The 23,618-nt window shown below is 72.6% G+C and carries 26 protein-coding genes and 1 pseudogene; 13 read left to right on the top strand and 14 right to left on the bottom strand.

Translation table 11 applies throughout. The features are described 5' to 3' along the window. Positions 1 to 44 precede the first annotated feature (44 nt). Positions 45 to 575, bottom strand: coding sequence for a toxin-antitoxin system, toxin component (locus IE255_RS12870; RefSeq protein WP_190050752.1), 531 nt, complete (start codon positions 573 to 575; stop codon positions 45 to 47). 32 nt (positions 576 to 607) lie between these two features. Continuing rightward, a complete protein-coding gene (locus IE255_RS12875; RefSeq protein ID WP_190050352.1) occupies positions 608 to 1,267 on the bottom strand; it encodes a helix-turn-helix domain-containing protein in 660 nt (219 codons plus the stop codon). Between the two features lie 238 nt (positions 1,268 to 1,505). Here IE255_RS12875 and IE255_RS12880 point away from each other — a divergent pair, with 238 nt between their 5' ends. The 7 genes from IE255_RS12880 to IE255_RS12910 all read left to right on the top strand — a co-directional run bounded on the left by IE255_RS12880 (position 1,506) and on the right by IE255_RS12910 (position 7,731). Then, positions 1,506 to 2,165 (top strand): MmyB family transcriptional regulator, encoded by a 660-nt coding sequence (locus IE255_RS12880; protein ID WP_190050353.1) that lies wholly within the window; start codon positions 1,506 to 1,508, stop codon positions 2,163 to 2,165. Between the two features lie 70 nt (positions 2,166 to 2,235). Then, positions 2,236 to 3,390, top strand: a complete 1,155-nt coding sequence (locus tag IE255_RS12885) for an NAD(P)/FAD-dependent oxidoreductase (protein WP_190050354.1) — start codon at positions 2,236 to 2,238, stop codon at positions 3,388 to 3,390. Then, positions 3,387 to 3,701, top strand: coding sequence for a (2Fe-2S)-binding protein (locus IE255_RS12890; RefSeq protein ID WP_190050355.1), 315 nt, complete (start codon positions 3,387 to 3,389; stop codon positions 3,699 to 3,701). The genes IE255_RS12885 and IE255_RS12890 overlap by 4 nt, the downstream gene beginning before the upstream one ends. Before the next feature lie 35 nt (positions 3,702 to 3,736). After that, positions 3,737 to 5,116 (top strand): FAD/NAD(P)-dependent oxidoreductase, encoded by a 1,380-nt coding sequence (locus IE255_RS12895; protein WP_190050356.1) that lies wholly within the window; start codon positions 3,737 to 3,739, stop codon positions 5,114 to 5,116. Continuing rightward, positions 5,113 to 6,003 carry a dihydrodipicolinate synthase family protein gene (locus tag IE255_RS12900; RefSeq protein ID WP_190050357.1) on the top strand — a complete coding sequence of 297 codons (891 nt, stop codon included), beginning with the start codon at positions 5,113 to 5,115 and terminating at the stop codon, positions 6,001 to 6,003. Before IE255_RS12895 ends, IE255_RS12900 begins: the two co-directional genes overlap by 4 nt. Positions 6,004 to 6,016: 13 nt before the next feature. After that, positions 6,017 to 7,018, top strand: coding sequence for a proline racemase family protein (locus tag IE255_RS12905; RefSeq protein ID WP_190050358.1), 1,002 nt, complete (start codon positions 6,017 to 6,019; stop codon positions 7,016 to 7,018). 41 nt (positions 7,019 to 7,059) lie between these two features. Continuing rightward, positions 7,060 to 7,731, top strand: coding sequence for a GntR family transcriptional regulator (locus tag IE255_RS12910; protein ID WP_190050359.1), 672 nt, complete (start codon positions 7,060 to 7,062; stop codon positions 7,729 to 7,731). Here IE255_RS12910 and IE255_RS12915 read toward each other — a convergent pair. The 8 genes from IE255_RS12915 to IE255_RS12950 form a co-directional block, all read right to left on the bottom strand. Beyond that, the gene (locus IE255_RS12915) at positions 7,725 to 8,513 is read right to left on the bottom strand and encodes an ABC transporter ATP-binding protein (RefSeq protein WP_190050360.1); all 789 of its coding nucleotides are present in this window, start codon (positions 8,511 to 8,513) and stop codon (positions 7,725 to 7,727) included. The two genes, IE255_RS12910 and IE255_RS12915, sit on opposite strands and share 7 nt — an antisense overlap. A gap of 20 nt (positions 8,514 to 8,533) precedes the next feature. After that, positions 8,534 to 9,313 carry an ABC transporter permease gene (locus IE255_RS12920; protein WP_190050361.1) on the bottom strand — a complete coding sequence of 260 codons (780 nt, stop codon included), beginning with the start codon at positions 9,311 to 9,313 and terminating at the stop codon, positions 8,534 to 8,536. After that, entirely contained in the window at positions 9,310 to 10,083 is a 774-nt protein-coding gene (locus tag IE255_RS12925; protein ID WP_190050362.1) for an ABC transporter permease, read from the bottom strand. The genes IE255_RS12920 and IE255_RS12925 overlap by 4 nt, the downstream gene beginning before the upstream one ends. Beyond that, complete coding sequence (locus IE255_RS12930) at positions 10,080 to 11,048, bottom strand: ABC transporter substrate-binding protein (RefSeq protein ID WP_190050363.1); 969 nt, start codon at positions 11,046 to 11,048, stop codon at positions 10,080 to 10,082. The genes IE255_RS12925 and IE255_RS12930 overlap by 4 nt, the downstream gene beginning before the upstream one ends. A 158-nt stretch (positions 11,049 to 11,206) precedes the next feature. Further along, positions 11,207 to 12,142 carry a PDR/VanB family oxidoreductase gene (locus tag IE255_RS12935; RefSeq protein ID WP_190050364.1) on the bottom strand — a complete coding sequence of 312 codons (936 nt, stop codon included), beginning with the start codon at positions 12,140 to 12,142 and terminating at the stop codon, positions 11,207 to 11,209. Beyond that, entirely contained in the window at positions 12,139 to 12,321 is a 183-nt protein-coding gene (locus IE255_RS12940; protein ID WP_190050365.1) for a hypothetical protein, read from the bottom strand. The genes IE255_RS12935 and IE255_RS12940 overlap by 4 nt, the downstream gene beginning before the upstream one ends. Beyond that, positions 12,318 to 13,388, bottom strand: a complete 1,071-nt coding sequence (locus IE255_RS12945; RefSeq protein WP_190050366.1) for an aromatic ring-hydroxylating dioxygenase subunit alpha — start codon at positions 13,386 to 13,388, stop codon at positions 12,318 to 12,320. The genes IE255_RS12940 and IE255_RS12945 overlap by 4 nt, the downstream gene beginning before the upstream one ends. 224 nt (positions 13,389 to 13,612) lie before the next feature. Beyond that, positions 13,613 to 14,182, bottom strand: a complete 570-nt coding sequence (locus IE255_RS12950; protein ID WP_190050367.1) for a TetR/AcrR family transcriptional regulator — start codon at positions 14,180 to 14,182, stop codon at positions 13,613 to 13,615. A gap of 126 nt (positions 14,183 to 14,308) precedes the next feature. On the opposite strand from IE255_RS12950, the gene IE255_RS12955 reads away from it, so the two are divergent. The 3 genes from IE255_RS12955 (at position 14,309) to IE255_RS12965 (ending at position 16,831) form a co-directional block, all read left to right on the top strand. After that, complete coding sequence (locus IE255_RS12955) at positions 14,309 to 15,187, top strand: alpha/beta fold hydrolase (protein ID WP_190050368.1); 879 nt, start codon at positions 14,309 to 14,311, stop codon at positions 15,185 to 15,187. Between the two features lie 198 nt (positions 15,188 to 15,385). Then, positions 15,386 to 16,120 (top strand): cysteate racemase, encoded by a 735-nt coding sequence (cuyB, locus tag IE255_RS12960; protein ID WP_190050369.1) that lies wholly within the window; start codon positions 15,386 to 15,388, stop codon positions 16,118 to 16,120. A gap of 24 nt (positions 16,121 to 16,144) precedes the next feature. Beyond that, on the top strand, positions 16,145 to 16,831 hold the full coding sequence (locus IE255_RS12965; RefSeq protein ID WP_190050370.1) for a GntR family transcriptional regulator: 687 nt from the start codon (positions 16,145 to 16,147) through the stop codon (positions 16,829 to 16,831). A 22-nt stretch (positions 16,832 to 16,853) separates the two neighbouring features. On the opposite strand, the gene IE255_RS12970 is transcribed toward IE255_RS12965, so the two are convergent. Further along, entirely contained in the window at positions 16,854 to 17,894 is a 1,041-nt protein-coding gene (locus IE255_RS12970; RefSeq protein ID WP_229906414.1) for a LacI family DNA-binding transcriptional regulator, read from the bottom strand. 9 nt (positions 17,895 to 17,903) lie between these two features. On the opposite strand from IE255_RS12970, the pseudogene IE255_RS39130 reads away from it, so the two are divergent. Both IE255_RS39130 and IE255_RS39135 read left to right on the top strand, forming a co-directional pair. After that, positions 17,904 to 18,068: pseudogene (locus IE255_RS39130) on the top strand (beta-galactosidase trimerization domain-containing protein); the annotation flags it as partial. 70 nt (positions 18,069 to 18,138) lie between these two features. Then, entirely contained in the window at positions 18,139 to 18,324 is a 186-nt protein-coding gene (locus tag IE255_RS39135; protein ID WP_229906381.1) for a Beta-galactosidase C-terminal domain, read from the top strand. 39 nt (positions 18,325 to 18,363) lie between these two features. Here IE255_RS39135 and IE255_RS12980 read toward each other — a convergent pair whose 3' ends face one another. After that, positions 18,364 to 19,653 (bottom strand): MFS transporter, encoded by a 1,290-nt coding sequence (locus IE255_RS12980; RefSeq protein ID WP_190050372.1) that lies wholly within the window; start codon positions 19,651 to 19,653, stop codon positions 18,364 to 18,366. Between the two features lie 163 nt (positions 19,654 to 19,816). On the opposite strand from IE255_RS12980, the gene IE255_RS12985 reads away from it, so the two are divergent. Further along, entirely contained in the window at positions 19,817 to 21,868 is a 2,052-nt protein-coding gene (locus IE255_RS12985; protein WP_190050373.1) for a phosphocholine-specific phospholipase C, read from the top strand. Here the strand turns inward: IE255_RS12985 and IE255_RS12990 are convergent. Next, positions 21,858 to 22,805, bottom strand: a complete 948-nt coding sequence (locus IE255_RS12990) for a DMT family protein (protein ID WP_190050374.1) — start codon at positions 22,803 to 22,805, stop codon at positions 21,858 to 21,860. The two genes, IE255_RS12985 and IE255_RS12990, sit on opposite strands and share 11 nt — an antisense overlap. Further along, complete coding sequence (locus tag IE255_RS12995) at positions 22,802 to 23,605, bottom strand: phosphatase PAP2 family protein (protein ID WP_190050375.1); 804 nt, start codon at positions 23,603 to 23,605, stop codon at positions 22,802 to 22,804. Before IE255_RS12995 ends, IE255_RS12990 begins: the two co-directional genes overlap by 4 nt. Between the last annotated feature and the right edge of the window lie 13 nt (positions 23,606 to 23,618).

Raw genomic sequence — 23,618 nt, forward strand, 5'->3', positions numbered from 1 at the left:
TCGGCGCAGACGGAACCGCCCCCGGTGACGCGGAGAACGGCCCGTCAGCTCTGCGGCCCCCGGTACCCGAGCGACGCCTCGATCCGTCCCGCCAGATGGTCCCGCTGCACCGGCCCTCGCGACGACGAACCGGCCAGCCAGGCACGGCACTTGCTGGCGAGCAGCAGACCGAAGCTCTCGGCCTCCTTCTCGTCGTCGAGGTCGAACCGGGTGCGCGCGGCGACCTTCAGCACGGTCGCCTGGAGGTCGGCGCCGTCGTCGAGCAGCCGGGCCGCGACGGCGGCGCCCTCGACGTGGTGGGAGCAGTGCCCGGCCTTCATGTGCCACAGCTCGTGGCCCAGGATCACCAACTGGTGGTCGGGAGCCGTGCGTTCCTCGATCACGACGAGGTCCTGCTCGGCCATGTCGAGCCAGAGCCCGCTGGCGGTCCCGGGCGGGAAGGCGGCGGTACGGAAGTGGACGGGGCGGCCGCGGCGTCTGCTCATGGCGTCGCACAGCGCGGTGTACAGCTCGTCGGGCCGTGCCGGTGCGGGGAGGGTCAGCTCCGCGACCAGCTCGCCGCACAGGCGGCGCATTTCCTTACCGATGCCCACAGTTCTCCCCACGGTCACGACTCGGGCCGCTTGACGCTCTCCAGGAGCATGTCCAGCCACTCCGCGACCTTGTCACGGTGCTGGTCGGTGGGCAGCTGCGCGGCCCGCCAGGCGATGCCGCGCACGCCGTGGTCCTGGAGCAGCCGCTCCAGCGGGTCGTCCGCCGCCGCGGCCGCCTCCCGCTCGCGGTCGGCGAGCTTCTGGAGCAGTTCCTGCTCGGTGTGCTGGAGGGCGCTCACGAGCGCCTCGGGGTCCTCGGCCGTCAGGAAGCCGGCGTGCACCCGGAAGAACCGCTGGAGGGCGTCGCAGTGCTCCATGGTCGGCCGCCGGTCGCCGTTGATGAGGGCCCCGGCCTGCTGCCGGGACATGCCCGCGCCGTCGGCGATCTCCTGCTGGGTGTATCTGCGGCCGTTGGGCTTGAGCCGGGTCCGGCGCAGCAGGTCCAGCCGCTGCAGGAACCGGGCCTGCACATCGGGCTCGCCCGCGGGCCGGCCGCCGAGCAGGGCCTTCACCACGGGTTCCGGGACCCCCGAGGCGACGGACAGCCGACCGGTGTCGAAGACCTCGGCGTGCGGCACGCCGAGCCGGTCGGCGAGCGCGGTGACACGGGAGACGACGGCCGCCAGCACGGCCGTCGGCGTGGCGCCAGGACCTTCGACGAAGCCACCCGTCACCGACAGATCTCCTACGTCTCTCACAGGCTTCTCACAAGCGGATGCCGTGACTTTCCCCGGCGTGAACTTCCCGGAGCGTAGCGGGTGCCTCGAACTCACATCCAGGTCTCGCCACAACTGTGGCCAATTTCAGCCGTCAACGGGCACAGAATGCCACGATAGTTGACACGCCTCAGCTCCGGGCAGCAGGATCGGGGCGCCGCGTCAAGGCCGCACAGGCAAGAGGGGTGACCTCCCGATGGCATATCAGGCAGGAGGGCAGCGGCCGGCACCGCGGCCCGTCCCCGAGACTCCCGAGGCCCGGGCCTACCTGGAGGACTGCGCCGGGCTTCTGGAGGCCGTCTCCTTCCCCTCGCTCGTCGTGGACCACTGCTGGGACGTCGTGCTCACCAACAGCGCGTTCCGGTCACTTTTCGGCGGCGTCGGTCCGCACCCGACGGCCCTGCCGGGCGACAACTTCCTGCGGTTCGTGCTCTTCCACCCGGACGCTCCCACGGTGCTCGGCGAGCACGAGGCGAGCTGGTGCCTGCCGATGCTCGCGCACTTCGCGCGGACCGTGGAGAGCCACGGCCCCGACCACGGGCTCCAGGGCATCCGCCGCGACATCGCCCAGGACCCCATCATGGAGGCCGCCTACCGGCACGGCCTGCCGCACTGGATCCGCTCGGTCGGCGAGGACGCCGCCGAGCTCGACGGTGCCGTACGGCCGCTGCTGCACCCGGACCCGCGCTGGGGCGCCACCGACTGCCGGGTCGTCGTCGAGACCTCCCGGACGCTCGCGGAACTGGGCTGCACCCGGCTGACGTTCGTCCTGCGCGAGGCCCGACGCACCCCCTCCCGGGACCGCCGGACGCGCCGTGGCGCCGCCCATCTGCGGGTCGTCCCGGCGGCCGACTGAGCCGCCCTGCCTCTGTACCGCCGCCGTCCGCCCCATTCCCAGGAAGTGTGGTGTGTGACATAGTACTGGCGTGAACGAGTCGCTGACCTGCGATGTCGTGGTGGTCGGAGCCGGAGTCGTCGGTGCCGCCTGCGCCCTGTACGCGGCCCGCGCGGGCCTCGACGCGGTCGTGGTGGACCGGGGCCCGGTGGCCGGTGGGACGACCGGCGCGGGGGAGGGGAACCTCCTCGTCTCCGACAAGGAGCCCGGACCCGAGCTCGAACTGGCCCTGCTGTCCGCCCGACTGTGGGCGGAACTGGCCCGGGAGGGGCTGGGGAAGGCCGTCGAGTACGAGGCCAAGGGCGGGGTCGTCGTCGCCGGCAGCGAGGCGGCACGGGCCGGGCTGGAGGAACTCGCCGCCGGGCAGCGCGCGGCCGGGGTGGAGGCCGTGTCCGTGCCCGCCGACCGCCTCACCGACCTGGAGCCGTATCTGGCTCCCGGCCTCGCGGGCGGTGTGCACTACCCGCAGGACGCCCAGGTGATGCCCGCGCTGGCGGCGGCGCACCTGCTGCGTGCCTCGGGCGCCCGGCTGCTCACCGGCCGGGAGGTGACCGGGGTGCTGCGGGGCCCCGGCGGCGCGGTGCGCGGGGTGCACACCGACAAGGGCGACATCCACGCCCCGGCGGTCGTCAACGCGGCCGGCACCTGGGGCGGCGAGGTGGCCGCCCGCGCCGGAGTCGCCCTGCCGGTGCTGCCCCGGCGCGGCTTCGTCCTGGTCACCGAGCCGCTGCCGCCCCGCGTCCGGCACAAGGTGTACGCCGCCGACTACGTGGCCGACGTCGCGAGCGACTCGGCGGCGTTGCAGACGTCCCCGGTGGTGGAGGGCACGCCCGCCGGGCCCGTCCTCATCGGCGCCAGCCGCGAACGGGTCGGCTTCGACCGGTCGTTGTCGCTCCCGGCCCTGCGGGCGCTGGCGGCGGGCGCCACCCGGCTCTTCCCGTTCCTCGCCGGAGTCCGGGCCATGCGCACGTACGCGGGTTTCCGGCCGTACCTGCCCGACCACCTGCCCGCGATCGGCCCCGACCCGAGGGCGCCCGGGCTCCACCACGCCTGCGGGCACGAGGGCGCCGGCATCGGGCTGGCCACCGGCACCGGGCACCTGATCGCCCAGGTCCTGACCGGGCAGGCGCCCGGCCTGGACCTCGGCCCGTTCCGTCCCGACCGCTTCACCGAGGAGGCCGAGTGAATCCGCTTCAGCTGGCGGGCGCCAGGCCCGGCCCCGCCTTCACCGTCACCTTCGACGGGCGGCCGGTCGAGGCGCTGCCCGGGCAGACGGTCGCCGCCGTGCTGTGGGCGGCGGGCATCACCTCCTGGCGTGCCACCCGGGGCGAGGGCCGGCCCCGCGGGGTGTTCTGCGGGATCGGCGTCTGCTTCGACTGCCTGGTCACCGTCAACGGCCGCCCCAACCAGCGGGCTTGCCTGGTGCCGGCGCGGCCGGGCGACGAAATCGGCACGCAGGGCGGGACGGGCCATGAGGAGGTGCGCCGTGCGGACTGAGCTTGCGGTGTTCGGGACGCAGGACGGTGCGCGCCATGAGGAGGTGCGCCGTGCGGACTGACCTCGCGGTGATCGGCGCCGGACCGGCCGGGCTCGCCGCCGCCCTGGCGGCCTCCGCGCGCGGCGTTGGCGTCACGCTCGTCGACGCCGCGGCCGAGCCCGGCGGGCAGTTCTACCGGCAGCCCGCCGCCGGGCTCGGGGCCGGACGGCCCGAGGCGCTGCACCACCGGTGGCGGACCTGGGAGCGGCTGCGGGACGGGCTCGCCGCCAGTGCCGTCCGCGTGCTGACGGAGCACCATGTGTGGTGCGTGGAGCGGACGCCGCAGGGCTTCACGGTGCACGCGCTGCTCGGGCCGGAGCAGGAGGAGCCCGCCGAGGTGCCTGCCCGGGCCGTGCTCCTGGCCACCGGCGGCTACGAGCAGGTGCTGCCCTTCCCCGGCTGGACCCTGCCGGGCGTCGTCACCGCCGGGGGAGCGCAGGCCATGCTCAAGGGCGGGCTCGTGGTGCCGGGGCGCAGGGCGGTGGTGGCCGGGACCGGGCCGCTGCTGCTGCCCGTGGCGACCGGCCTCGCGGCAGCGGGCGTAGAGGTCGCCGCGCTCGTCGAGTCGACCGACCCCGGGCGCCTCGCCCGCCACGGCCCGGCCCTGGCCGGCAAGCTCCCGGAGGGCGCCGGATACGCCGCCCGGCTGCTGCGCCACCGCGTGCCGGTCCTCGCCCGCCACACCGTCGTCCGCGCCCACGGCGACGACCGGCTGACCGGCGTCACGGTCGCCGCCCTCGACGCCGGGCGCGTCCGGCCCGGCACCGAGCGGCAGTTGCCCTGCGACACCCTCGCCGTCGGCCACGGCATGCTCCCGCACACCGACCTCGCCGACGGCCTCGGCTGCCGCCTCGACGGGCTCGCCGCGGCCGTCGACGCCGAGCAGCGCACCGATGTGCCCGGCGTGTGGGCGGCCGGGGAGGCCACCGGCATCGGCGGCGCCGCCCTCGCCCTCGCCGAGGGGCACATCGCGGGCTGCTCCGCCGCCGCCCGCCTGCGCGGCACCACGCCCGACCCGGCCCCCGCCGCCGTCAAGGCCCGTACGAGGCTCAGGAGATCCGCCGCCGCCCTCGACTCCGCCTACGCGCCGCCCGCGCACTGGCCCGAGCAGGTCACCGACGACACCGTGGTCTGCCGCTGCGAGGAGGTCACCGCCGGCGCCGTGCGCGACGCCCTGGACCTCGGAGCGGGCGACGAGCGCACCGTGAAGCTGCTCACCCGGGCCGGGATGGGCTGGTGCCAGGGCCGGATGTGCTCCGCCGCGGTCGCCGGTCTCGCCGGCTGCCCGCCCACCCCGTCCAGAAGGCCGTTCGCCCGTCCCGTGCCGCTCGGCGTCCTCGCCCGGCAGCACTACTCCCAGGAGGGACCGTCATGACCGACCACCGCCCCTGGCGCGGCGTCCTCGTCGCCACCGCGCTCCCGCTCAACGCCGACCTCTCCGTGAACTACGACCGGTACGCCGAGCACTGCGCCTGGCTCGTCGAGAACGGCTGCGACGGCGTCGTGCCGAACGGCTCCCTCGGCGAGTACCAGGTGCTCACCCCGGAGGAGCGCCGCCGGGTCGTGGAGACGGCCGTCGCCGCGATCGGCGGGCAGCGCGTCATGCCCGGCGTCGCCGCCTACGGGTCCGCCGAGTCCCGGCGCTGGGCCGAGCAGGCCGGCGAGGCGGGCTGCCGGGCGGTGATGCTGCTGCCGCCGAACGCCTACCGCGCCGACGAGCGCTCCGTCCTCGCCCACTACGCCGAGGTCGCCCGGGCCGGGCTGCCGGTCGTGGCGTACAACAACCCGGTCGACACCAAGGTCGACCTCGTGCCCGAGCTGCTCGCCCGGCTGCACGGCGAGGGGTACATCCAGGGCGTGAAGGAGTTCTCGGGCGATGTCCGCCGGGCCTACCGGATCGCCGAACTCGCCCCCGAGCTGGACCTGTTGATCGGCGCGGACGACGTGCTGCTGGAACTGGCCGTCGCGGGCGCCAAGGGCTGGGTGGCCGGCTACCCGAACGCGCTGCCCCAGGCCTCCGTCGAGCTGTACCACGCGGCCGTCGACGGCGACCTGGAGACCGCGCTGCCCCTGTACCGGCAGCTGCATCCGCTGCTGCGGTGGGACTCGCGGGTGGAGTTCGTCCAGGCCATCAAGCTGTCCATGGACCTCGTCGGCCGCCACGGCGGCCCCTGCCGCCCCCCGCGCGTGCCGCTGCTGCCCGAGCAGGAGGCCGCCGTACGAGCCGCCACCGAGAAGGCCGTCGCGGCCGGACTCGCATAACAAGGGACCGATCATGCGCAGCAGACTCGTCCTGCACGCCGTCGACTCGCACACCGAGGGCATGCCGACCCGGGTGATCACCGGCGGCATCGGCACCATCCCCGGCGCCACCATGAACGAGCGGCGGCTGTGGTTCCGCGAACACCGCGACGACATCAAGCAGTTGCTGATGAACGAGCCGCGCGGCCACTCCGCCATGAGCGGCGCGATCCTCCAGCCGCCGACCCGGCCCGACTGCGACTGGGGTGTCGTCTACATCGAGGTCTCCGGCTATCTGCCCATGTGCGGGCACGGCACCATCGGCGTGGCGACCGTGCTCGTCGAGACCGGCATGGTCGAGGCCGTCGAACCGGTCACCACCATCCGGCTCGACACCCCGGCGGGCCCGGTCGTCGCCGAGGTGGCCGTGGAGGGCGGCGCCGCCAAGGCGGTCACCCTGCGGAACGTGCCGTCCTTCGCCGTCGGCCTCGACCGCAAGGCCACCCTCGCCGACGGCCGCACGGTGACCTACGACCTCGCCTTCGGCGGCAACTTCTACGCCATCCTGCCGCTGGAGCAGTTCGGCCTGCCCTTCGACCGGTCCCGCAAGGACGAGATCCTCGCCGCGGGCCTGTCCCTCATGGCCGCCGTCAACGCCGAGGACCCGCCCGTCCACCCGGAGGACCCCTCCATCCACGGCCTCCACCACGTCTACCTGGCCGCCCCCGGATCCACCGCCCGCCACTCCCGGCACGCCATGGCCATCCACCCCGGCTGGTTCGACCGCTCGCCCTGCGGCACCGGCACCAGCGCCCGCATGGCCCAGCTGCACGCGCGCGGCGAACTCCCGCTGCACACCGAGTTCCTGAACGAGTCCTTCATCGGCACCCGGTTCACCGGCAGACTGCTCGGCACGACCGAGGTCGCCGGACGCCCGGCCGTGCTGCCCAGCTTCACCGGACGCGCCTGGATCACCGGCACCGCCCAGTACCTGATCGACCCCGAGGACCCGTTCCCGGCGGGCTTCGTCCTGTAAGCCGAAGACCACCTGAGTGCCAGAGAGGAACCCCGACCGTCATGGCCCCGCAGCACACCCCCGCCCTGCCCGTGCTGGGCAGCAGGAAACCCAGCCACCGGGAGCGGGTCGCGGACGCGCTGCGGGCCGCCCTGATCGCCGGTGAACTGCGGCCCGGCGAGATCTACTCGGCCCCCGGCCTCGCCGCCCGCTTCGGCGTCTCCGCCACACCCGTGCGCGAGGCCATGCTCGACCTCGCCAAGGAGGGCCTGGTCGACACCGTGCCCAACAAGGGCTTCCGGGTCACCGCCGTCTCCGAGCGGCAACTCGACGAGTACACCCACATCCGGGCCCTGATCGAGATCCCCACGACAGCCGGCCTCGCGGTCACGGCCGACCCGGTGGCCCTGGAGGCCCTGCGCCCGGTCGCCCAGGAGATCGTCACCTCCGCCGCGGCCGGTGACCTCATCGCCTACGTCGAGGCCGACCTGCGCTTCCACCTCGGCCTGCTGGCCCTCGCCGGCAACGGCCATCTCGTCGACGTCGTACGGGACCTCAGACGCCGCTCCCGGCTGTACGGGCTCACCGCGCTGGTGGAGCAGGGGCGGCTGGAGGCCTCGGCCCAGGAGCACCTGGAGATCCTGGACGCGCTGCTCGCCCGGGACGAGGACGCCGTACGCGAGGTGATGACCCGGCACCTGGGGCATGTCCGGGGGCTGTGGGCCGCTCACTGAACGGCCTTGCCGGCCCCTCCGCGCTTCGCCGCCTGGATCTGCTCGTACACCCGGGTCCGCAGCTCGGCGAAGCGCGGGGACACGCGCGTGTGCACCTGGTCCCGCTCGGCCGGCAGATCGACTTTCAGCTGCTCCTGGACGACGGTGGGGGAGGCGGACAGCACGATCACCCGCTCGCCGAGGTACACGGCCTCGTCGATGTCGTGGGTGACGAACAGGATCGTGATCCCGCGCTCCCGCCACAGCCGCCGTACGAGGTCCTCCAGATCGGCCCGGGTCTGGGCGTCCACGGCCGCGAACGGCTCGTCCATCAGCAGCACCTCGGGCTCGTACGCCAGCGCCCGCGCGATGGCCACCCGCTGCTGCATGCCGCCCGACAACTGCCACGGATACGCGCCGGCGGCGTCCGCGAGCCCCACCGACTCCAGCGCGTCCGCGACCAGTTCGCGGCGCCGCTCCCTGCCCAGCTTCTTCTGCTTCAGGGGCAGTTCCACGTTCTGCCCGACCCGCATCCACGGGAACAGGCTGCGGCCGTACTCCTGGAACACGAACGCCATCCCGGGCGGCGGCCCCTCGACCCTGCGGCCCGCGAGCCGCACCTCACCGGCCGTGGGGGCGAGCAGTCCGCCGACGCACTTCAGCAGGGTCGTCTTGCCGCAGCCCGACGGGCCCACGAGACAGACCAGTTCGCCCGCCTCCACGCTGAAGGTCAGGTCGCGCACCGCCTCGGTGCGCCGCCCGGAACCCTCGTAGACCTTCCGCAGGCCGTGTACGTCGAGCATGGACCGCCCTTTCGCGAGGTTCACGGGGACCGCCGGCCGGCCTCGCGCAGGCCGTGGTACCAGCCGAGCACCCGCCGCTCGACCAGCCGGAAGAGCACCGAGAGGAGAAAGCCGAGCAGGCCGAGCAGCAGGATCCCGGTCCACATGTCGGGGATCGCGAAACCGCGCTGGAACTGCACGATGGTGAAGCCGAGGCCGTTGCTGGCCGCGAACATCTCGCTGATCACCATGAGGATGATCCCGATCGACAGCGCCTGGCGCAGGCCCGCGAAGATCTGCGGACTCGCCGAGCGCAGCACCACCTCCCGCAGCCGGGCCGGGCCCGTGATGCCGTAGGAGCGGGCCGTCTGGGCCAGCACCGGGTCGACCGCGCGGACGCCCTCGACCGTGTTGAGCAGGACCGGCCACACGCAGCCGCTCGCGATCACCGCGATCTTCATCGTGTCGCCGATGCCCGCGAACAGCATGATGACCGGCACCAGCACCGGCGGCGGCACGGCCCGCAGGAACTCCAGGACCGGTTCGCACACCGCCCGCACCCGCCGGTAGGAGCCGATGACCGTGCCGAGCGCGACGCCCACGACGGCCGCCGTGGCGTAGCCCGCCGCGAGCCGCAGCACGCTGGGCCCCACGTCCGTGCGCAGCCGGTCGGCCGTCCAGACGTCCGGGAAGGTGCCGAGGATGGTGCGCAGCGGCGGCCAGTAGACGTTCGTGCTGCCGGCCGAGGCCGCCCACCAGACGGCCACCAGCACCGCGGGCAGGGCGAGCGCGAAGAACAGTCGGAGCAGCAGGCGTCTCACACCGCCACCTCCCCGCGCACCGACTGGTGCCAGGCCAGCGCCCGCCGCTCCACCGACCTCGCGCCGACGTTGATCAGCAGCCCGAGCACCCCGGTCACCACGATCAGCGCGTACATCTCCGGCACCGCCTGCGAGGTCTGCGCGACCGCGATCCGGGCGCCCAACCCCGGTGCCCCGATGACCAGTTCGGCGGTGACGGCGAGGATCAGTGCCACGGCCGCCGCCAGCCGCACCCCGGTCATGACGTACGGCAGCGCCGTCGGCCACAGCACGTGCCGGACCCGCGCCCAGGTGCCCAGGCCGTAGGAGCGTGCCGTCTCCTCCGCGACCGGGTCGACGTCCCGCACGCCGTAGAGGACCTGGATCAGCACCTGCCAGAACGAGGCGTACACGACCAGCAGCAGCACCGAGCGCAGTTCCGTGCCGTACAGCAGCACCGCCAGCGGGATCAGCGCGACCGACGGGATGGGCCGCAGGAACTCGATCGTCGAGGCGGTCGCCTCGCGCAGATACGGCACCACGGCGATCAGCACGCCCGCGAGGACACCGGCGCTCACCGCGATCGCGAGGCCCAGCGCCCAGCCGGTGAGGGTGTCGCCGAGCGCCGACCAGAAGGCGCCGTCGGAGAGCTCACGGCCGAGCGCGTCCGCGACACGGCCGGCCGGCGGGAAGTAGTCCTCGTCGACCAGGCCGAGCCTCGGCACCGCCTCGCAGAGCGCGAGGAACGCCGCGAGCCCGGCCGCGCCGAGTGCCGCGTCTGCACCTTTCACGGCAGCAGCTTGTCCAGGTCCGGCGCCCGCTCGAACAGCCCGTCCCGCTCGCCCAGTTCGGCCAGCCGCTCGATGGACGCGCGGTCGGGCTCGGCGGGCCAGCGCGGCAGGGTCAGCTTGTCCAGCAGCGTGTCGGGGATCTTCGTGTAGGTGGTGAGGATCTGCCGGACCTCGTCCGGGTGTTCGTCGGCGTACTTCAGCGACTCCGCGGTCGCCTCCTGGAACTTCTTCACGAGGTCCGGGTTCTTGGCGGCGTACTGCTGGGAGGTGAAGTACATGGCCACGGTGAGGTCCGGTGACACGTCGTAGAAGTTCGAGGCGATCTCCGTACCGCCCGCGGCCTTGACCGTGGCGAGCGCCGGTTCCGGGGTGCAGGCCGCGTCGACCTGCCCGCCGTCCAGCGCGGCGGGCATCTGGTCGAAGGGCATCTCGACGAACTCGACCTTCGCGGGGTCGCCCCCGGCCTTGCGGACCGACTCCCTGACCGAGGTGTCGCAGATGTTGTTGAGCGTGTTGACCGCCGTCTTCCTGCCCTCCAACTGCTTGGCGGACGTCAGGGAAGAGCCCTTCTTCACGGTGACGGCGGCGAAGTCGGCGCCGTCCTTCCCGGTGGAAGCGACCCCGTTCGCCACGGCCTTGACGGGCATGTTCTTGGACTGGGCCACCAGCAGCGACGTGGTGTTGCTGAAGCCGAACTGGAACTGGCCGGACACGACCCCGGGCACGATCGCGGCCCCGCCCTGGGCCGGTGTCAGCTCCAGCTCGATGCCGCGTTCGGCGTAGAAGCCCTGCTTCTCGCCCAGGTAGATCGGCGCGACGTCCAGGACGGGGACGACACCGACCTTGACGGTGGTGGTTCCGCCGGACGCGCCGGGCTTGTCCGTCCCACCGGAGTCGGACGAGCCGCAGGCGGTGACGGCGGCCAGGACGGACAAGGCCGTGAGGCCGACGAGCAGACGACGCATGGCTCCCCCGTGGGACCGGTCCAGGTGCTCCGACAGGCTGTGCTCAGGCAGTACCAGATGTGCTCAGGCAGTACAGATGTGCTCAGCCGGAACCTAGAGCCCGTTCCGAGCCATGGTCAATACCATTACGGTGAAGGGTAGTTGACACCGGCCTCTCGTCACAGGTCCAGCACGAGCCGCTTCCCGCGGCAGCGGGACACGCAGATGAGCATGGTCTCGCCCGCCGCGCGCTCGTCGTCGGTCAGCACCGAGTCGCGGTGGTCCGGTTCGCCGTCGAGGACGTCGGTCTCGCACGTGCCGCAGGTGCCCTCGGTGCAGGAGTACAGCACCTCCACCCCCGCGGCGCGCACGGCGTCCAGCACGGACACGTCCGGCGCGACGGTGATCGTCCGGCCGCTCCGCGCCAGCTCCACGTCGAACCCGGTGTCGCCGCCGGTCTCCTGCACCTTCGGGCGGAACCGCTCGACGCGCAGCACCCCGGACGGGCACCGGGCCTCGACCGCGTCCAGCAGCGGCCCGGGGCCGCAGCAGTAGACGAGGGTGCCCTCGGGCACGTCGTCCAGCACCGAGGGCAGGTCCAGCAGCCCCGTCTCGTCCTCGGGCGCGATCGTCACCCGGTCCCCGTACCGCGCCAGTTCCTCGCCGAACGCCATCGACCGGCGGGTGCGTCCGCCGTACAGCAGCGTCCACTCGGCGCCCGCCGCCTCGGCCGCGGCCAGCATCGGCAGGATCGGGGTGATGCCGATGCCGCCCGCGACGAAGCGGTAGCGGGGAGCGGGCTCCAGGCGGAAGTTGTTGCGGGGCCCGCGCACGCGGACCTTGTCGCCCTCGCCCACCTGCTCGTGCACATGCGCCGAGCCACCCCGCCCGTCCGGCTCGCGCAGCACCGCGATCCGCCAGGCCGACCGGTCCGCCGGATCGCCGCACAGCGAGTACTGCCGCTCCAGACCGGGGCCGAGCAGGACGTCGACGTGGGCGCCCGGCTCCCAGTCCGGGAGCGGCTCGCCCAGCGGGTGGCGCAGGGTCAGGGCGAGCACACCGTCGGCCGCGAAATCGCGGCGCTCGACGACGAGTTCGGCTTCGTACACGCTCATGAACTGTTTCCTCGCGGCTCGGGTCGCGGCTCGTGGCCTTGCGGGTGGGCGAGCATCCACTCCCACATCTCGACCGGGTCCTGCGCGGTGTGCTCCCGGCCGCAGTGGCAGGTGCCGTGCAGGAGGTCGGTGCCGGGCAGCCAGTCGATGCGGTAGATCTCGCCGGTGGGACGCGTCACTGGACCTTCTCCACGGGCTTCTCGCCCTGCTCCACCAGCCGGGCGAGGATGCGGCGGGCGGCCAGACCGCCGGTGTCGATGTTGATGCTCAGCTCCTGGTAGCCGGTGCGCTCGGTGCCGAGCGTCTTCTGCAGCAGGTTGAGCGCGGTGACGTCCTGCATGACGACCGTGTGGTTGTTGCCGCGCAGGAACTCGGTGACCTCGGCGTCGTCCGTCGCCCAGTCCCGGGAGACGGCCCAGAAGTCGTACACCTTGCCGTCGCCGGAGGGCGTGATGCAGTACGTGATCTCCGTGTGGAAGCCGTTCGGGTCGCTGCCGTCCGCCTCCGGCAGCACACCGACCGGGGCGATACGGCTGTGCAGCAGGTACAGGCAGGGGGCGTGGTACTCGATGTCCTGCCAGCGGGTGATCCGGCCCTCGATGCCGGTCGACTTGGCGTAGAAGGGCGGGCATTCGGCGTCGTCCATGTGCCGGCTCACCCGGACGATCCCGGCGCCCTCGTCGACCTCCGTGGTGATCGGTGTCTCGGCGACCTCGGGGGTGCCGATGTAACCGCCGTGCAGATACGTCTCGTGGGACAGGTCGAGGAGGTTGTCGACCAGCAGTCCGTAGTCGCAGTCGATGGGCTCCATGCCGCGCACGGTCACCCAGCCGGGGGAGTCGAGGTGCTTCGCCCGCGGGATGGCCTGCGGGTCGGCGAGCGCCGGGTCGCCGATCCACACCCAGATCAGCGAGTCCTGCTCGACGACGGGGTAGGAGGCGACGCGGGCCGTGCGCGGCACCCGTTTCTGCCCCGGTACGTACACGCACGTGCCGGTCGTGTCGTACGTGAACCCGTGGTACCCGCACACGATCCGGTCCCCGTCGAGGCGGGTCGGGGCCTCGGACAGCGGGTAACGGCGGTGCACGCACCGGTCGTGCAGGACGACCGGCGTGCCGTCCTCCTCGGTGCGGTAGAGCACGAGCGTCTCACCGAGGATCGTCCGTCCGAGCAACTCCCGCCCGACCTCGTGGCTGTAGGCGGCGACGTACCACTGGTTCCTGGCGAAGGCGGTCATGTGAGGCATGGGGTTCCCGTCCCTGTCGGCGGGGCGCCGTCGCCCCGCGTGCCGTGGTTGGCATCAGGGTCCTGACGGCCGTGGCCGCTACGCAAGGCGGCTTCTGCCAGGCGGAAGCGCTGCCGGTCCCGCGGACGCGGAGAAGTCCGCCCAGCGGGGGTCGTGTCATCAACCCGGCCATCAGCAACTCGCCGAGCACATCGGTCACCCAGACTGCTCGGAAACGCGATGCGTCAGCGCATGTCCGCCGCATCGAGCAGGGCGGCCACCGTGGGAGCGATGAGCCCTGTCAGTGTGTCGGCTCCGATTCCCGCGCGGGCACTGGCGCCGTCGAAGACCAGGATCAGCTGCCGGGCCAGCAGATCCGGGTCGCTCGCCCCACCCTGTGCGGCCTCGGCACGGAAGAAGGCTGTCAGGTTCTCCTTGACCCGTTGGGCCACCTGGCTCGCAGGGTGACTCCGGTCCTTGAGCTCGATCTGAACAGCCAGGTACCGACAGCCTTGGAAGTCGGGGGCACTCGCCTGCGACTTGAGCTCGTCGAAGACGTGCAGGATCCGCTCGCGGGGTGAACGGCCGTCGTCCGCCGCGGGCAGGAGTCGGGTCGCGTAGGAATCGGCTCGTCGCTCCAGGCTCGCCGCCAGCAGTTCGTCCTTGCTCTCGAAGAGCTGGTACATGGAGCGTTTCGACACTCCCGCCGCCTTGCACAGCGCGTCGACGCCGATGCCGACACCGTCCTGGTAGGTGAGCGTGGCCGCTGCCTCCAACAGCCGCTCTCTGGGACTTGGCTTCACCTCGGTGGTCATACCGGGAGGTTAACTCGCTTTCGGCGAATCGAAAACCGATCGGTTTACGATAGGGGAAACCGATTGGTTTCCAGGTCTGGGGGGGGGGTTGCGCCCTCCCAAGCCAGGAGCGAAGGAGTCTGCGCCATGCCCAGCCAGGAGACGCGTCCCACGATCCACATTCCGGGGACCACCAGCCACACCGTCGCCCCGCGCGCTGGACGCCACGGCCGCGAGGGGACGTTGCGCTACCTCAAAGCGGGCACCGGTGCTCCCCTGGTCCTGTTGCACACGGTGCGCACGCAGGCCGAGCACTTCCGCTTCCTCATCCCGATGATCTCGGACCGGTACACCGTGTACGCCCTGGACCTGCCGGGGATGGGCTACTCCGAGATCGTGCCCGATGCGTCGTACGACGAGCCGGCGATGCGTGCGGGCGTGGAACGGCTCCTCGCCGAACTCGACCTCCATGACGTGACACTGGTGGGGGAGTCCATGGGGGCGGTGCTCGCCCTGACCACCGCGGCCGATCTGCCGGAGCGGGTGCGGCGCGCGGTCGCGGTGAACACGTACGACTTCCGCGGCGGCATCGCCCGGTCCAGTCTCCTCGCCCGCCTGGTGGTCGGCGGTGTTCTCGCTCCGGGGGTGGGCCCGGTGGTCGCAGGCGTGGAGCCCAAGCCGATCCTCCGCAGGGTCCTGCGGGGTGGCCTGGTGGACAAGAGCGCTCTGCGGGAGGACTACGTGGACGAGCTCCTGCGGGTGGGCGGCCGCCCCGGCTACCCGACCGTCGCCCGGGCCGTGTACCAGAGCCTGCCCAGCCTCATCGCCGCCCGCTCCCGCTACCCGGAGGTCAAGGCTCCCATCCACCTCGTCTACGGGGAGAAGGACTGGTCCCGGCACGCGGACCGGGAAGCCAACAGGAAGCTGCTGCCTGCCGCCGATTTCACCCAGGTGACCGGAGCGGGTCACTTCATCGCACTCGAGAGGCCGGAGGTGGTCGCCGACCTGCTGAACGCGGTGGCGTGACCGGCCCTACGCCGACGCGGTCACCGTCGCCCTGGACGACCCGGACCCCTGGAACGGCTTCGTCGGTCACATCGAGGCCGCCTGCGCGCCGGATAGGGCGCTCCGATTGTTTGCGCGCCCCTTGACAGCCATCGCCTCTGACCCCAGTGTTAGCAACATGCAAAACGCAATATATTGCGTATCTCTAGGGGGTCACCCGTGACTACCCCCACCACCGCCGAGATCATCGGCATCCTCGGCGGCATGGGCCCGGCAGCCACCGCCGACTTCTACGCCAAGCTCGTCGCGACCACACCGGGTTCAAGCGACCAGGACCACCTCCGGACGGTCATCTGGTCCGACCCCACGATCCCCGACCGCACCGCGGCCCTGCTGGGCGACGGCCCCGACCCCACCCCATGGCTTCTCGACGGCAGCCGGGTTCTGCGCGAGGCCGGCGCCACCGTCATCGCCATCCCCTGCAACACCGCCCACGCCTTCGTCCCGCGCATCGCCGACCACGTCGGCCTGCCCATCATCCACATGATCGGCGAGGTCGCCCGGCATCTCACCACGCTGAGCCCCCGCATCCACACCGCCGGACTGCTCGCCACCACCGGCACCGTGCGCGCGGGCCTGTACCAGGAGTGGCTGGACCGCTTCGGCATCCGCCTCGTCCTGCCCGGCACCGTCAGCCAGAACCATGAGGTCATGACTGCCATCCACGCGGTGAAGGCGGGCATCCGCGACGACAGGACGACCGCGCTGCTGTCCCGCGCCGCACAGCGCCTGACCGAGCGGGGCGCGCAAGCGGTCATCGCCGGCTGTACGGAAATCCCCCTCGGCCTGCCAGGCGACGCCGTGGGCGTTCCCCTCATCGACCCGGCGCTCGTCCTGGCCCAGGCCCTGGTCCGCCGGGCTCGGACTGACGGCGGAGTCGAACAGGGCCGTTGAAAGGGGCGATGTACTGTACGCAATATGTCACTCGACAGCCCAGTCTCCCGACGCCTCCTCAGTGACGAGGTCTTCCACCGGCTGCGTGACTCCATCGTGCGCGGTGAACTCGTCCCCGGCGAGAAGGTCAAGGACAGCGAGCTGGCCGAGCGCCTCGGCCTCAGCCGCACTCCGGTGCGCGAGGCGCTCGCCCGGCTCGCCGACATCGGCCTCGTCGAGGCCAAGCCCGGCGTCTACACCCGCGTCACCACCCTCAACCGGCGTGACGTCGAGAAGACCCTCGCCGTCCTGCGCTCCCTCGACCAGCTCGCCATCGAGACGGCTGTGCCGGTCATGACCGAGCAGGACCTGCAGCGCATGCGCGAGGCCAACCGCGACTTCGAACGAGCAGTCGCCGCCGACGACACCAGCGCCGCACTCGCCGCCGACGACCGCTTCCACGCCGTCCCCATCGCGGCCGCCGACAACCCCGTACTCAGCCGGATCGTCGAGCAGCTCCACCCCCAGATCCACCGCATCCTCTACCGCAAGTTCTCCACGCTGCTCGGCGGCCGCAACACCATCGAGCACCATGACCGGCTCGTCGAGGTCTGCGCCGCCGGCGATGCCCGCGCCGCCGCCGAACTCTCCGGCCAGCACTGGTCCGAACTCGGCGGTCACATCAACGAGCTCTTCGACACCAACCAGTTCGCCGAGGCGGCCGCCGGTTAGGACGCCGGTGCCGGGGGCGCTCTCAGGTGGTGCGCCGGCCCGTCGGGGCCTGGTGGGGCGGCGGAGGCGCGGTCGAGCCGCGGACGACGAGTTCGACCGGTGGGTCGCTCGCCTGCGGCGGGTCGGTGTCGGGCCGCTCGATCGCGTGCACGAGAAGGCGGATGCCTTCCCGGGCCGCGGCCTCGAAGGGCTGACGCACGGTGGTCAGGGGAGGGGAGACGTAGGCGAAGACCGGGTTGCCGTCGAAACCGACGACACTGATGTCCTCCGGCACCCGGCGCCCTGCCTCCCGCAGGGCGTGGATGAGGCCGACGGCCATCTCGTCGCCCGCAGCGAAGACGGCGGTCACGGAACGGTCGGAGGCCAGCGCCTGGCCGGCGGCGTATCCGGAGGCGGCCGACCAGTCACCGTTGAGCAGCGGCGGCTCGTGCGCGCCACGGGCCCGGAGCGCCGCGCGCCATCCCTCGATGCGGTCCTTCGTGGCGTACCACCGGCGCGGACCGGCGAGGTGGTGCACGGTCGCGTGGCCCAGGTCCAGCAGATGCTCGGTGGCGGTCCGCGCCAGGGCGTGGGTGCCCACGCCCGCGGTCACCGTCCGGGCGGCGGAGAAGGCCGGCGGTGCCCCCAGGAAGAGGACCGGCACGTCGACGCGCACGCCGACCTCTCCCTCCACGATGGGTTCGGAGACGACGACACCGTCCACGCCCTGCTCGAGCAGTGACTCCACGGCGCCGGCGATCCCCACGGGGTCACCGTCCGGGGTGTTGACCACGCGGAGCGCGTACCCCGCGTCCCGCACGGCGTGCTCGGTGTGCACCAGCAGCGAGGCAGTGCCGTAACCGGCCGTTCCCAGAGCGACGACGCCGATGGAGCGGGTGCGTCCGGAGGCCAGTGCCCGGGCCGCGTGGTTCAGGCGGTAGCCGAGTTCCTCGGCGGCCGCGAGAACCCGGCGGCGGGCTTCGGCGGAGACGTACGGCTCGTTGTTGAGAACCCGCGAGACCGTCTTGCGCGACACCCCGGCCAGCTCGGCCACGTCCGCCAGTTCCCCCTGCTGCCCGGACAGTCGGTCGGCCTGGCCGGACAGGTCCAGCCGGACGCGACCGCCGATCTCTGGACGGAACGCGTCCGGCTCACCGGCGCGGAGGCCGTCGCCACGTACGCGGACGGACCCCTGGCCGGCGTCCCGGCGATCACCCGCCAACGCTACGGCGGCGGAACCGCCTGGTACCTCGCCACCCACCCGGACTCCGCCACCCTGGCCGCCGTCCTGGAACGCGTCAGCCAGGAGGCGGGCGTGCACCCGGAGCGTGCGGTGCCGCATCGAGGTGGTCCGGCGGCGCGGCACCGACGCCGGCTACCTGTTCCTGATCGACCACGCCGGCCGGGGTGCCGAGGTCCCCGCCGACGGCGTCGAACTCCTCACCGGGAAACCGGTCACCGGCTCGGTCACCATCCCCGAGGGAGGCGCGTCGCCGTCGTCCGGGAGCCGGTGAGCGGTTTCCGCATCGACAGGTGAGACCGGAACGGCGTCCTCATCGCCGCAGCGGTGCGTGAGCCGTCTCCGGCAACCGCAGGTACACCACCGACGACACCAGGCAGATCACCGCGACGTACCACGGGAACAGCCCCGAGTGCCCCTGCTCCTTGAACAGCGTGCCGACGTAGGGGGCCGTGCCGCCGAACAGGGCCACCGTCAGGGAGTAGGGGAAGCCGATGCCGGCCGCGCGGACCCGGGGCGGGAAGATCTCCGCGTTCACGGCCGCGCTGATCGAGGTGAAGCCGGTCAGCAGCACCATGCCGGCGCACTGCACGAGCAGCAGCACGGCGAAGGAGTCGCGCAGGGCGTGCAGCAGCGGCACCGTGAGCAGGGCGAAGCCCAGGCCGAAGAAGAGCAGCAGGGGGCGGCGGCCGAAGCGGTCCGAGAGCAGGCCGCCGAGCGGCTGGAGCAGGGCGAAGAAGGCCAGTGAGATCGTGCCCGCGAGCAGCGCGTCCGACTTCTCGACGCCCGCGTTGAGTTCGGCGTACGTCGGCAGGTACGACGTCCACGTGTAGTAGGCGATGGTGCCGCCCGCCGTGATGCCGCCGATGAGGAGCGACTCGCGCGGGTGCCGGCGCAGCGCCTCGAACAGCCCGGGGCGCGGCGCCCGCTGCTGCTCCGCGCTGCGGGTCTCCTGCGCGCCCTGCCGGATCCAGAAGCCGACCAGGCTCAGCACGGCCCCGAGGACGAACGGGACCCGCCAGCCCCAGCCGTTCATCTGCCCGTCGCTCAGCGTGTCCACGAGCAGCGTGGCGATGCCCGAGGCGACCAGCTGCCCCACGGTCGTCGACACGTACTGGAAGCTGGAGAACAGCCCGCGCCGGCCCGGGCCCGCCGACTCGACCAGGAAGGTCGTCGAGGCCGCGAACTCGCCGCCCACGGACAGGCCTTGCAGCAGCCGCGCGAGCACCAGGATGACCGGGGCCAGCACGCCCGCCGTCGCGTACGTCGGGGTCAGCCCGACCAGCAGGCTGCTGCCGCCCATCAGCAGGATGGTGACCGTCAGCGCGGCCCGCCGCCCGTGCCGGTCCGCGACCGCGCCCATCAGCAGCCCGCCGACCGGCCGCATGAAGAAGCCGACGGCGAAGACCGCGAACGTGGACAGCAGCGGCACCAGCGAGTTGTCCGCGCTCTTCGGGAAGACCTGCGCGGCGATATAGGTGGCCAGAAACGTGTAGGCGTACCAGTCGTACCACTCCACCGCGTTGCCCACGGAGGCGGCGAGGAGCTGGCGGACGGGCCGTTCGGTGGGCGGGGAAGCCGTCTTCGTCTCTGTCACGTCCATGACCCTCCCCTGGCGGCGCCCCGGCACACCTGGCGTACCGGCGACTTTCACACGAGTGTCACCAGCCCCTTCCTTGACGTTTGGTGTCCCTGAAACACTCCTTCCGCGCAGATTCCGTCACGTTCCGGCCATCCCGCACCTCAGGATGAGAGGTCTGTCCTTCATGTCCGAAGTCAACCGGCGCCGCTTTCTCCAACTCGCGGGTGCCACCACGGCCTTCAGCGCGCTGTCCGCCAGCATCCAGCGCGCCGCCGCGCTCCCGGCCAACCACCGCACCGGTTCGATCGAGGACGTCGAGCACATCGTCGTCCTGATGCAGGAGAACCGTTCCTTCGACCACTACTTCGGCACCCTGAGAGGCGTCCGAGGCTTCGGCGACCCGCGCCCGGTCACGCTCGACAACGGCAAGCCGATATGGCACCAGGAGAAGGACGGCAAGGAGATCCTGCCGTTCCACCCGGACGCCGACGACCTCGGCATGCAGTTCCTGGAAGGCCTGCCGCACTCCTGGCCCGACGGCCAACAGGCCTACAACGGCGGCAAGTACGACAAGTGGCTGCCCGCCAAGGGCACCACGACCATGGCGTACCTGACCCGCGAGGACATCCCCTTCCACTACGCCCTCGCCGACGCCTTCACCGTCTGCGACGCCTACCACTGCTCGTTCATCGGCTCCACCGACCCCAACCGCTACTACATGTGGTCCGGCTACACGGGCAACGACGGCACCGGCGGCGGCCCGGTCCTGGACAACGCCGAGCTCGGCTACGGCTGGACGACCTACCCCGAGCGCCTGGAACAGGCCGGCATCTCCTGGAAGATCTACCAGGACATCGGCGACGGCCTCGACGCGAAGGGCTCCTGGGGCTGGATCGAGGACGCCTACCGCGGCAACTACGGCGACAACTCCCTGCTCTACTTCAACAAGTACCGGAACGCCCAGCCCGGCGACCCCTGGTACGACAAGGCCCGCACCGGCACCGACGTCAAGAACGGCGACGGCTACTTCGACCTCCTGCGCGCCGACGTCAAGGCCGGCAAGCTGCCGCAGATCTCCTGGATCGCCGCCCCCGAGGCCTTCTCCGAGCACTCCAACTGGCCCTCGAACTACGGCGCCTGGTACATCGCCCAGGTCCTGGACGCCCTCACCGCCAACCCGGAGGTGTGGTCGAAGACCGCCCTGTTCATCACGTACGACGAGAACGACGGCTTCTTCGACCACGTCGTGCCGCCGCTGCCGCCGAAGGACGCCTCCCGCGGCCGGTCCACCGTCGACGTCTCCCTCGACCTCTTCCCGGGCGACGGCAAGAAGACCGCCGGCCCCTACGGCCTCGGCCCCCGGGTGCCGATGCTGGTCGTCTCGCCCTGGAGCAAGGGCGGCTACGTCTGCTCCGAGACCCTGGACCACACCTCGATCCTGCGGTTCATGGAACGCCGCTTCGGCGTGCGCGAGACGAACATCTCGCCGTGGCGCCGGGCGATCTGCGGCGACCTGACGGCCGCGTTCGACTTCTCCCGCAAGGACACCCGGCCGGCCCCACTGCCCGGCACCGACGAGTACGAGCCGCAGGACCGCGAACGCCACCCCGACTACAAGCCGACCCCGCCCGCCGATCCGCGCATGCCCCGCCAGGAGCGCGGCCTGCGCCGCTCCCGGCCGCTGAAGTACGCCCCGCACGTGGACGCCACGGTCGACGCGGCGGCCGGGAAGCTCACCCTCACCTTCGCCTCCGGGCCGAAGGCGGGCGGCGCCTTCCACGTCACCTCCGGCAACCGCGCCGACGGCCCCTGGACGTACACCACCGAGGCCGGCAAGACGCTCTCCGACACCTGGAACTCGGCCTACTCCGGGGGCTCCTACGACCTGACCGTGCACGGCCCGAACGGCTTCGTCCGGGTCTTCAAGGGCTCGAACAAGGCGGCCGGCTGCGAGGTCACCGCGCGCCACACCGGCGACGACATCGAGCTGACCTTCACCAACCAGGGCTCCGGCACGGCCCGGCTGAAGCTCGTCAACGGCTACGGCGGCCTGCCCTCGACCGTCACGGTCCGCCCGGGCGCGAAGATCCGGCGGACCGTCGAACTCGCCGCCAGCCGCCGCTGGTACGACCTGACCGTCACCGCCGAGGGCGACGCGTCCTTCCTGCGGCGGTTCGCGGGGCACGTCGAGAACGGCAAGCCGGGTGTGAGCGACCCGGCGATCATCACCGCGTAGCCGTAGTGAGGTGCCCCGGATCGTGCGGCCGGGGCACCAGCGCCGGTTCGGCCGTCGCCGAGCCGGGCTCCAGGGCCAGGACGGCGGCCACCGGATGGTCGTCGTCCGCCGCTTCCTCCCTGGGCGCCGTCCTGCTGAGCAGGACCACGCCCCATCCCGCGAGGCCGGCCCCGGCGAGCGCGAGCAGCACGCCCGCCGGGCCGCCCTGGAGGCGTTCGCCGAGTAGTGACAGGCCGATCAGCGCGGCGGCCAGCGGGTTGGCCAGGGTCACCATCGCGAGCGGGCCGCCCAGGCCGCCCCGGTACGCCGTCTGCGACAGCAGCAGCCCACCGGCCGCGAAGGCCGCCACGAGCAGCGCCACCCCGACCACCTGGACGCTCAGCACCGGGCCGGTCCGGTCCGTCGCGGCCACCGTCACGGTCTGCGTGAGGGCCGAGGCGACCCCGGAGGCGATCCCGGACGCGGTCGCGTGCCGCAGCCCGGGGCGGGCGCCCGGCCGGGACAGCACCCCGATGAGAGCCGCGGTGGCGCCCGCGACCGCCACGGCCTCGGGCACGCTCAGCACGTCGTCGGGCGCCGGAGCGGACGCCGTGACCAGGATCGCGGCCAGGCCGAGCAGCGTCAGCGCCGTGCCCTTCCACTCGACCGCGCTCACCCGCCGCCCCGCCAGCCGCGCCCCCATGGGCACCGCCGCGACCAGGGTGAGCGCGCCGAGCGGCTGGACCACGGTCAGCGGCCCGTAGCGCAGCGCCACCACGTGCAGCAGCGCGGCCGACGCGTTCAGCCCGACCGACCACCACCAGGCGCCGCTGCCGAGCAGCCGCAGCGCGCCCGAGCCGGGGGAGCGGGCGGCGAGCCGCTCCTGGGCGACCGCCGCGGCCGCGTAGGCGACGGCGGAGACGAGGGACAGGGCGACGGCGACGAGAACGGCGTTCATCGGCCCGCCCCCACGAGGGCCTGCTCGTCCCGCTGAGCCGGTACGAGCCCGCCCCGCGCGCGGCCCGCCGTGGTCGCCGTGCGGTGCGGTGGATGGATCGCTGCGAGCGCGAGGCCGAGCAGGGCCGTCGCCACGATCGCGTCCAGCCAGTAGTGGTTCGCGGTGCCGACGATCACCAGCAGCGTCAGCAGCGGATGCAGCAGCCACAGCCACCGCCACCGCGAGCGGGTCGCGACGATCAGGCCGACGGCCACCATCAGCGCCCAGCCGAAGTGCAGCGACGGCATCGCCGCGAACTGGTTCGACAGGGTGTCGGTCGCGGGATCGCCGTACACCGACGGCCCGTACACCCGCGCGGTGTCCACCAGGCCGGTCCCGGCCAGCATGCGCGGCGGGGCGAGCGGGAACAGCAGATGCCCCACCAGGGCGGCGGCGGTGACCGCGGCCAGCACCCGGCGGGCCCACACGTAGTGGGCCGGGCGGCGCAGGTACAGCCAGATCAGGAAGGTGGCGGTGGCCGGGAAGTGGACGGTCGCGTAGTAGGTGTTCGCGAGGTGCGCGAGGCCGTCGCCGTGCAGCAGCAGGGACTGCACCGCTCCCTCGCCGGGCAGGTGGAGCGCTCGCTCGGCGTCCCACACGCGGTGCGCGTTGCGGAAGGCCTCGCCCGTGTGGCCCGTGGCCAGCTGCCGGCCGAGCTTGTAGACGAGCAAGAGCCCTGCGACGAGCAGGAGCTCCCGGACGAGCGGCGGTCGCGCTATCGCGTCGGACCCCGCCGGCGCGGGCTCGGTGCGGGCATTCATCCCCCGGCCCCTT

The organism is Streptomyces lomondensis (assembly GCF_014651035.1).
Taxonomy (GTDB): Bacteria; Actinomycetota; Actinomycetes; order Streptomycetales; family Streptomycetaceae; genus Streptomyces; species Streptomyces lomondensis.

Bases quoted from the DNA above. Each gene is read 5' to 3' on its own strand.
- IE255_RS12930 (WP_190050363.1), bottom strand. From the start codon at position 11,048: ATGCGTCGTCTGCTCGTCGGCCTCACGGCCTTGTCCGTCCTGGCCGCC.
- IE255_RS12950 (WP_190050367.1), bottom strand. From the start codon at position 14,182: ATGACCACCGAGGTGAAGCCAAGTCCCAGAGAGCGGCTGTTGGAGGCA.
- IE255_RS12945 (WP_190050366.1), bottom strand. From the start codon at position 13,388: ATGCCTCACATGACCGCCTTCGCCAGGAACCAGTGGTACGTCGCCGCC.
- IE255_RS12935 (WP_190050364.1), bottom strand. From the start codon at position 12,142: ATGAGCGTGTACGAAGCCGAACTCGTCGTCGAGCGCCGCGATTTCGCG.
- IE255_RS12870 (WP_190050752.1), bottom strand. From the start codon at position 575: ATGCGCCGCCTGTGCGGCGAGCTGGTCGCGGAGCTGACCCTCCCCGCA.
- IE255_RS12895 (WP_190050356.1), top strand. From the start codon at position 3,737: ATGAGGAGGTGCGCCGTGCGGACTGACCTCGCGGTGATCGGCGCCGGA.
- IE255_RS12880 (WP_190050353.1), top strand. From the start codon at position 1,506: ATGGCATATCAGGCAGGAGGGCAGCGGCCGGCACCGCGGCCCGTCCCC.
- IE255_RS12995 (WP_190050375.1), bottom strand. From the start codon at position 23,605: ATGAATGCCCGCACCGAGCCCGCGCCGGCGGGGTCCGACGCGATAGCG.
- IE255_RS12980 (WP_190050372.1), bottom strand. From the start codon at position 19,653: ATGGACGTGACAGAGACGAAGACGGCTTCCCCGCCCACCGAACGGCCC.
- IE255_RS12910 (WP_190050359.1), top strand. From the start codon at position 7,060: ATGGCCCCGCAGCACACCCCCGCCCTGCCCGTGCTGGGCAGCAGGAAA.
- IE255_RS12990 (WP_190050374.1), bottom strand. From the start codon at position 22,805: ATGAACGCCGTTCTCGTCGCCGTCGCCCTGTCCCTCGTCTCCGCCGTC.
- IE255_RS12965 (WP_190050370.1), top strand. From the start codon at position 16,145: ATGTCACTCGACAGCCCAGTCTCCCGACGCCTCCTCAGTGACGAGGTC.
- IE255_RS12900 (WP_190050357.1), top strand. From the start codon at position 5,113: ATGACCGACCACCGCCCCTGGCGCGGCGTCCTCGTCGCCACCGCGCTC.
- IE255_RS12985 (WP_190050373.1), top strand. From the start codon at position 19,817: ATGTCCGAAGTCAACCGGCGCCGCTTTCTCCAACTCGCGGGTGCCACC.
- IE255_RS12955 (WP_190050368.1), top strand. From the start codon at position 14,309: ATGCCCAGCCAGGAGACGCGTCCCACGATCCACATTCCGGGGACCACC.
- IE255_RS12905 (WP_190050358.1), top strand. From the start codon at position 6,017: ATGCGCAGCAGACTCGTCCTGCACGCCGTCGACTCGCACACCGAGGGC.
- IE255_RS12915 (WP_190050360.1), bottom strand. From the start codon at position 8,513: ATGCTCGACGTACACGGCCTGCGGAAGGTCTACGAGGGTTCCGGGCGG.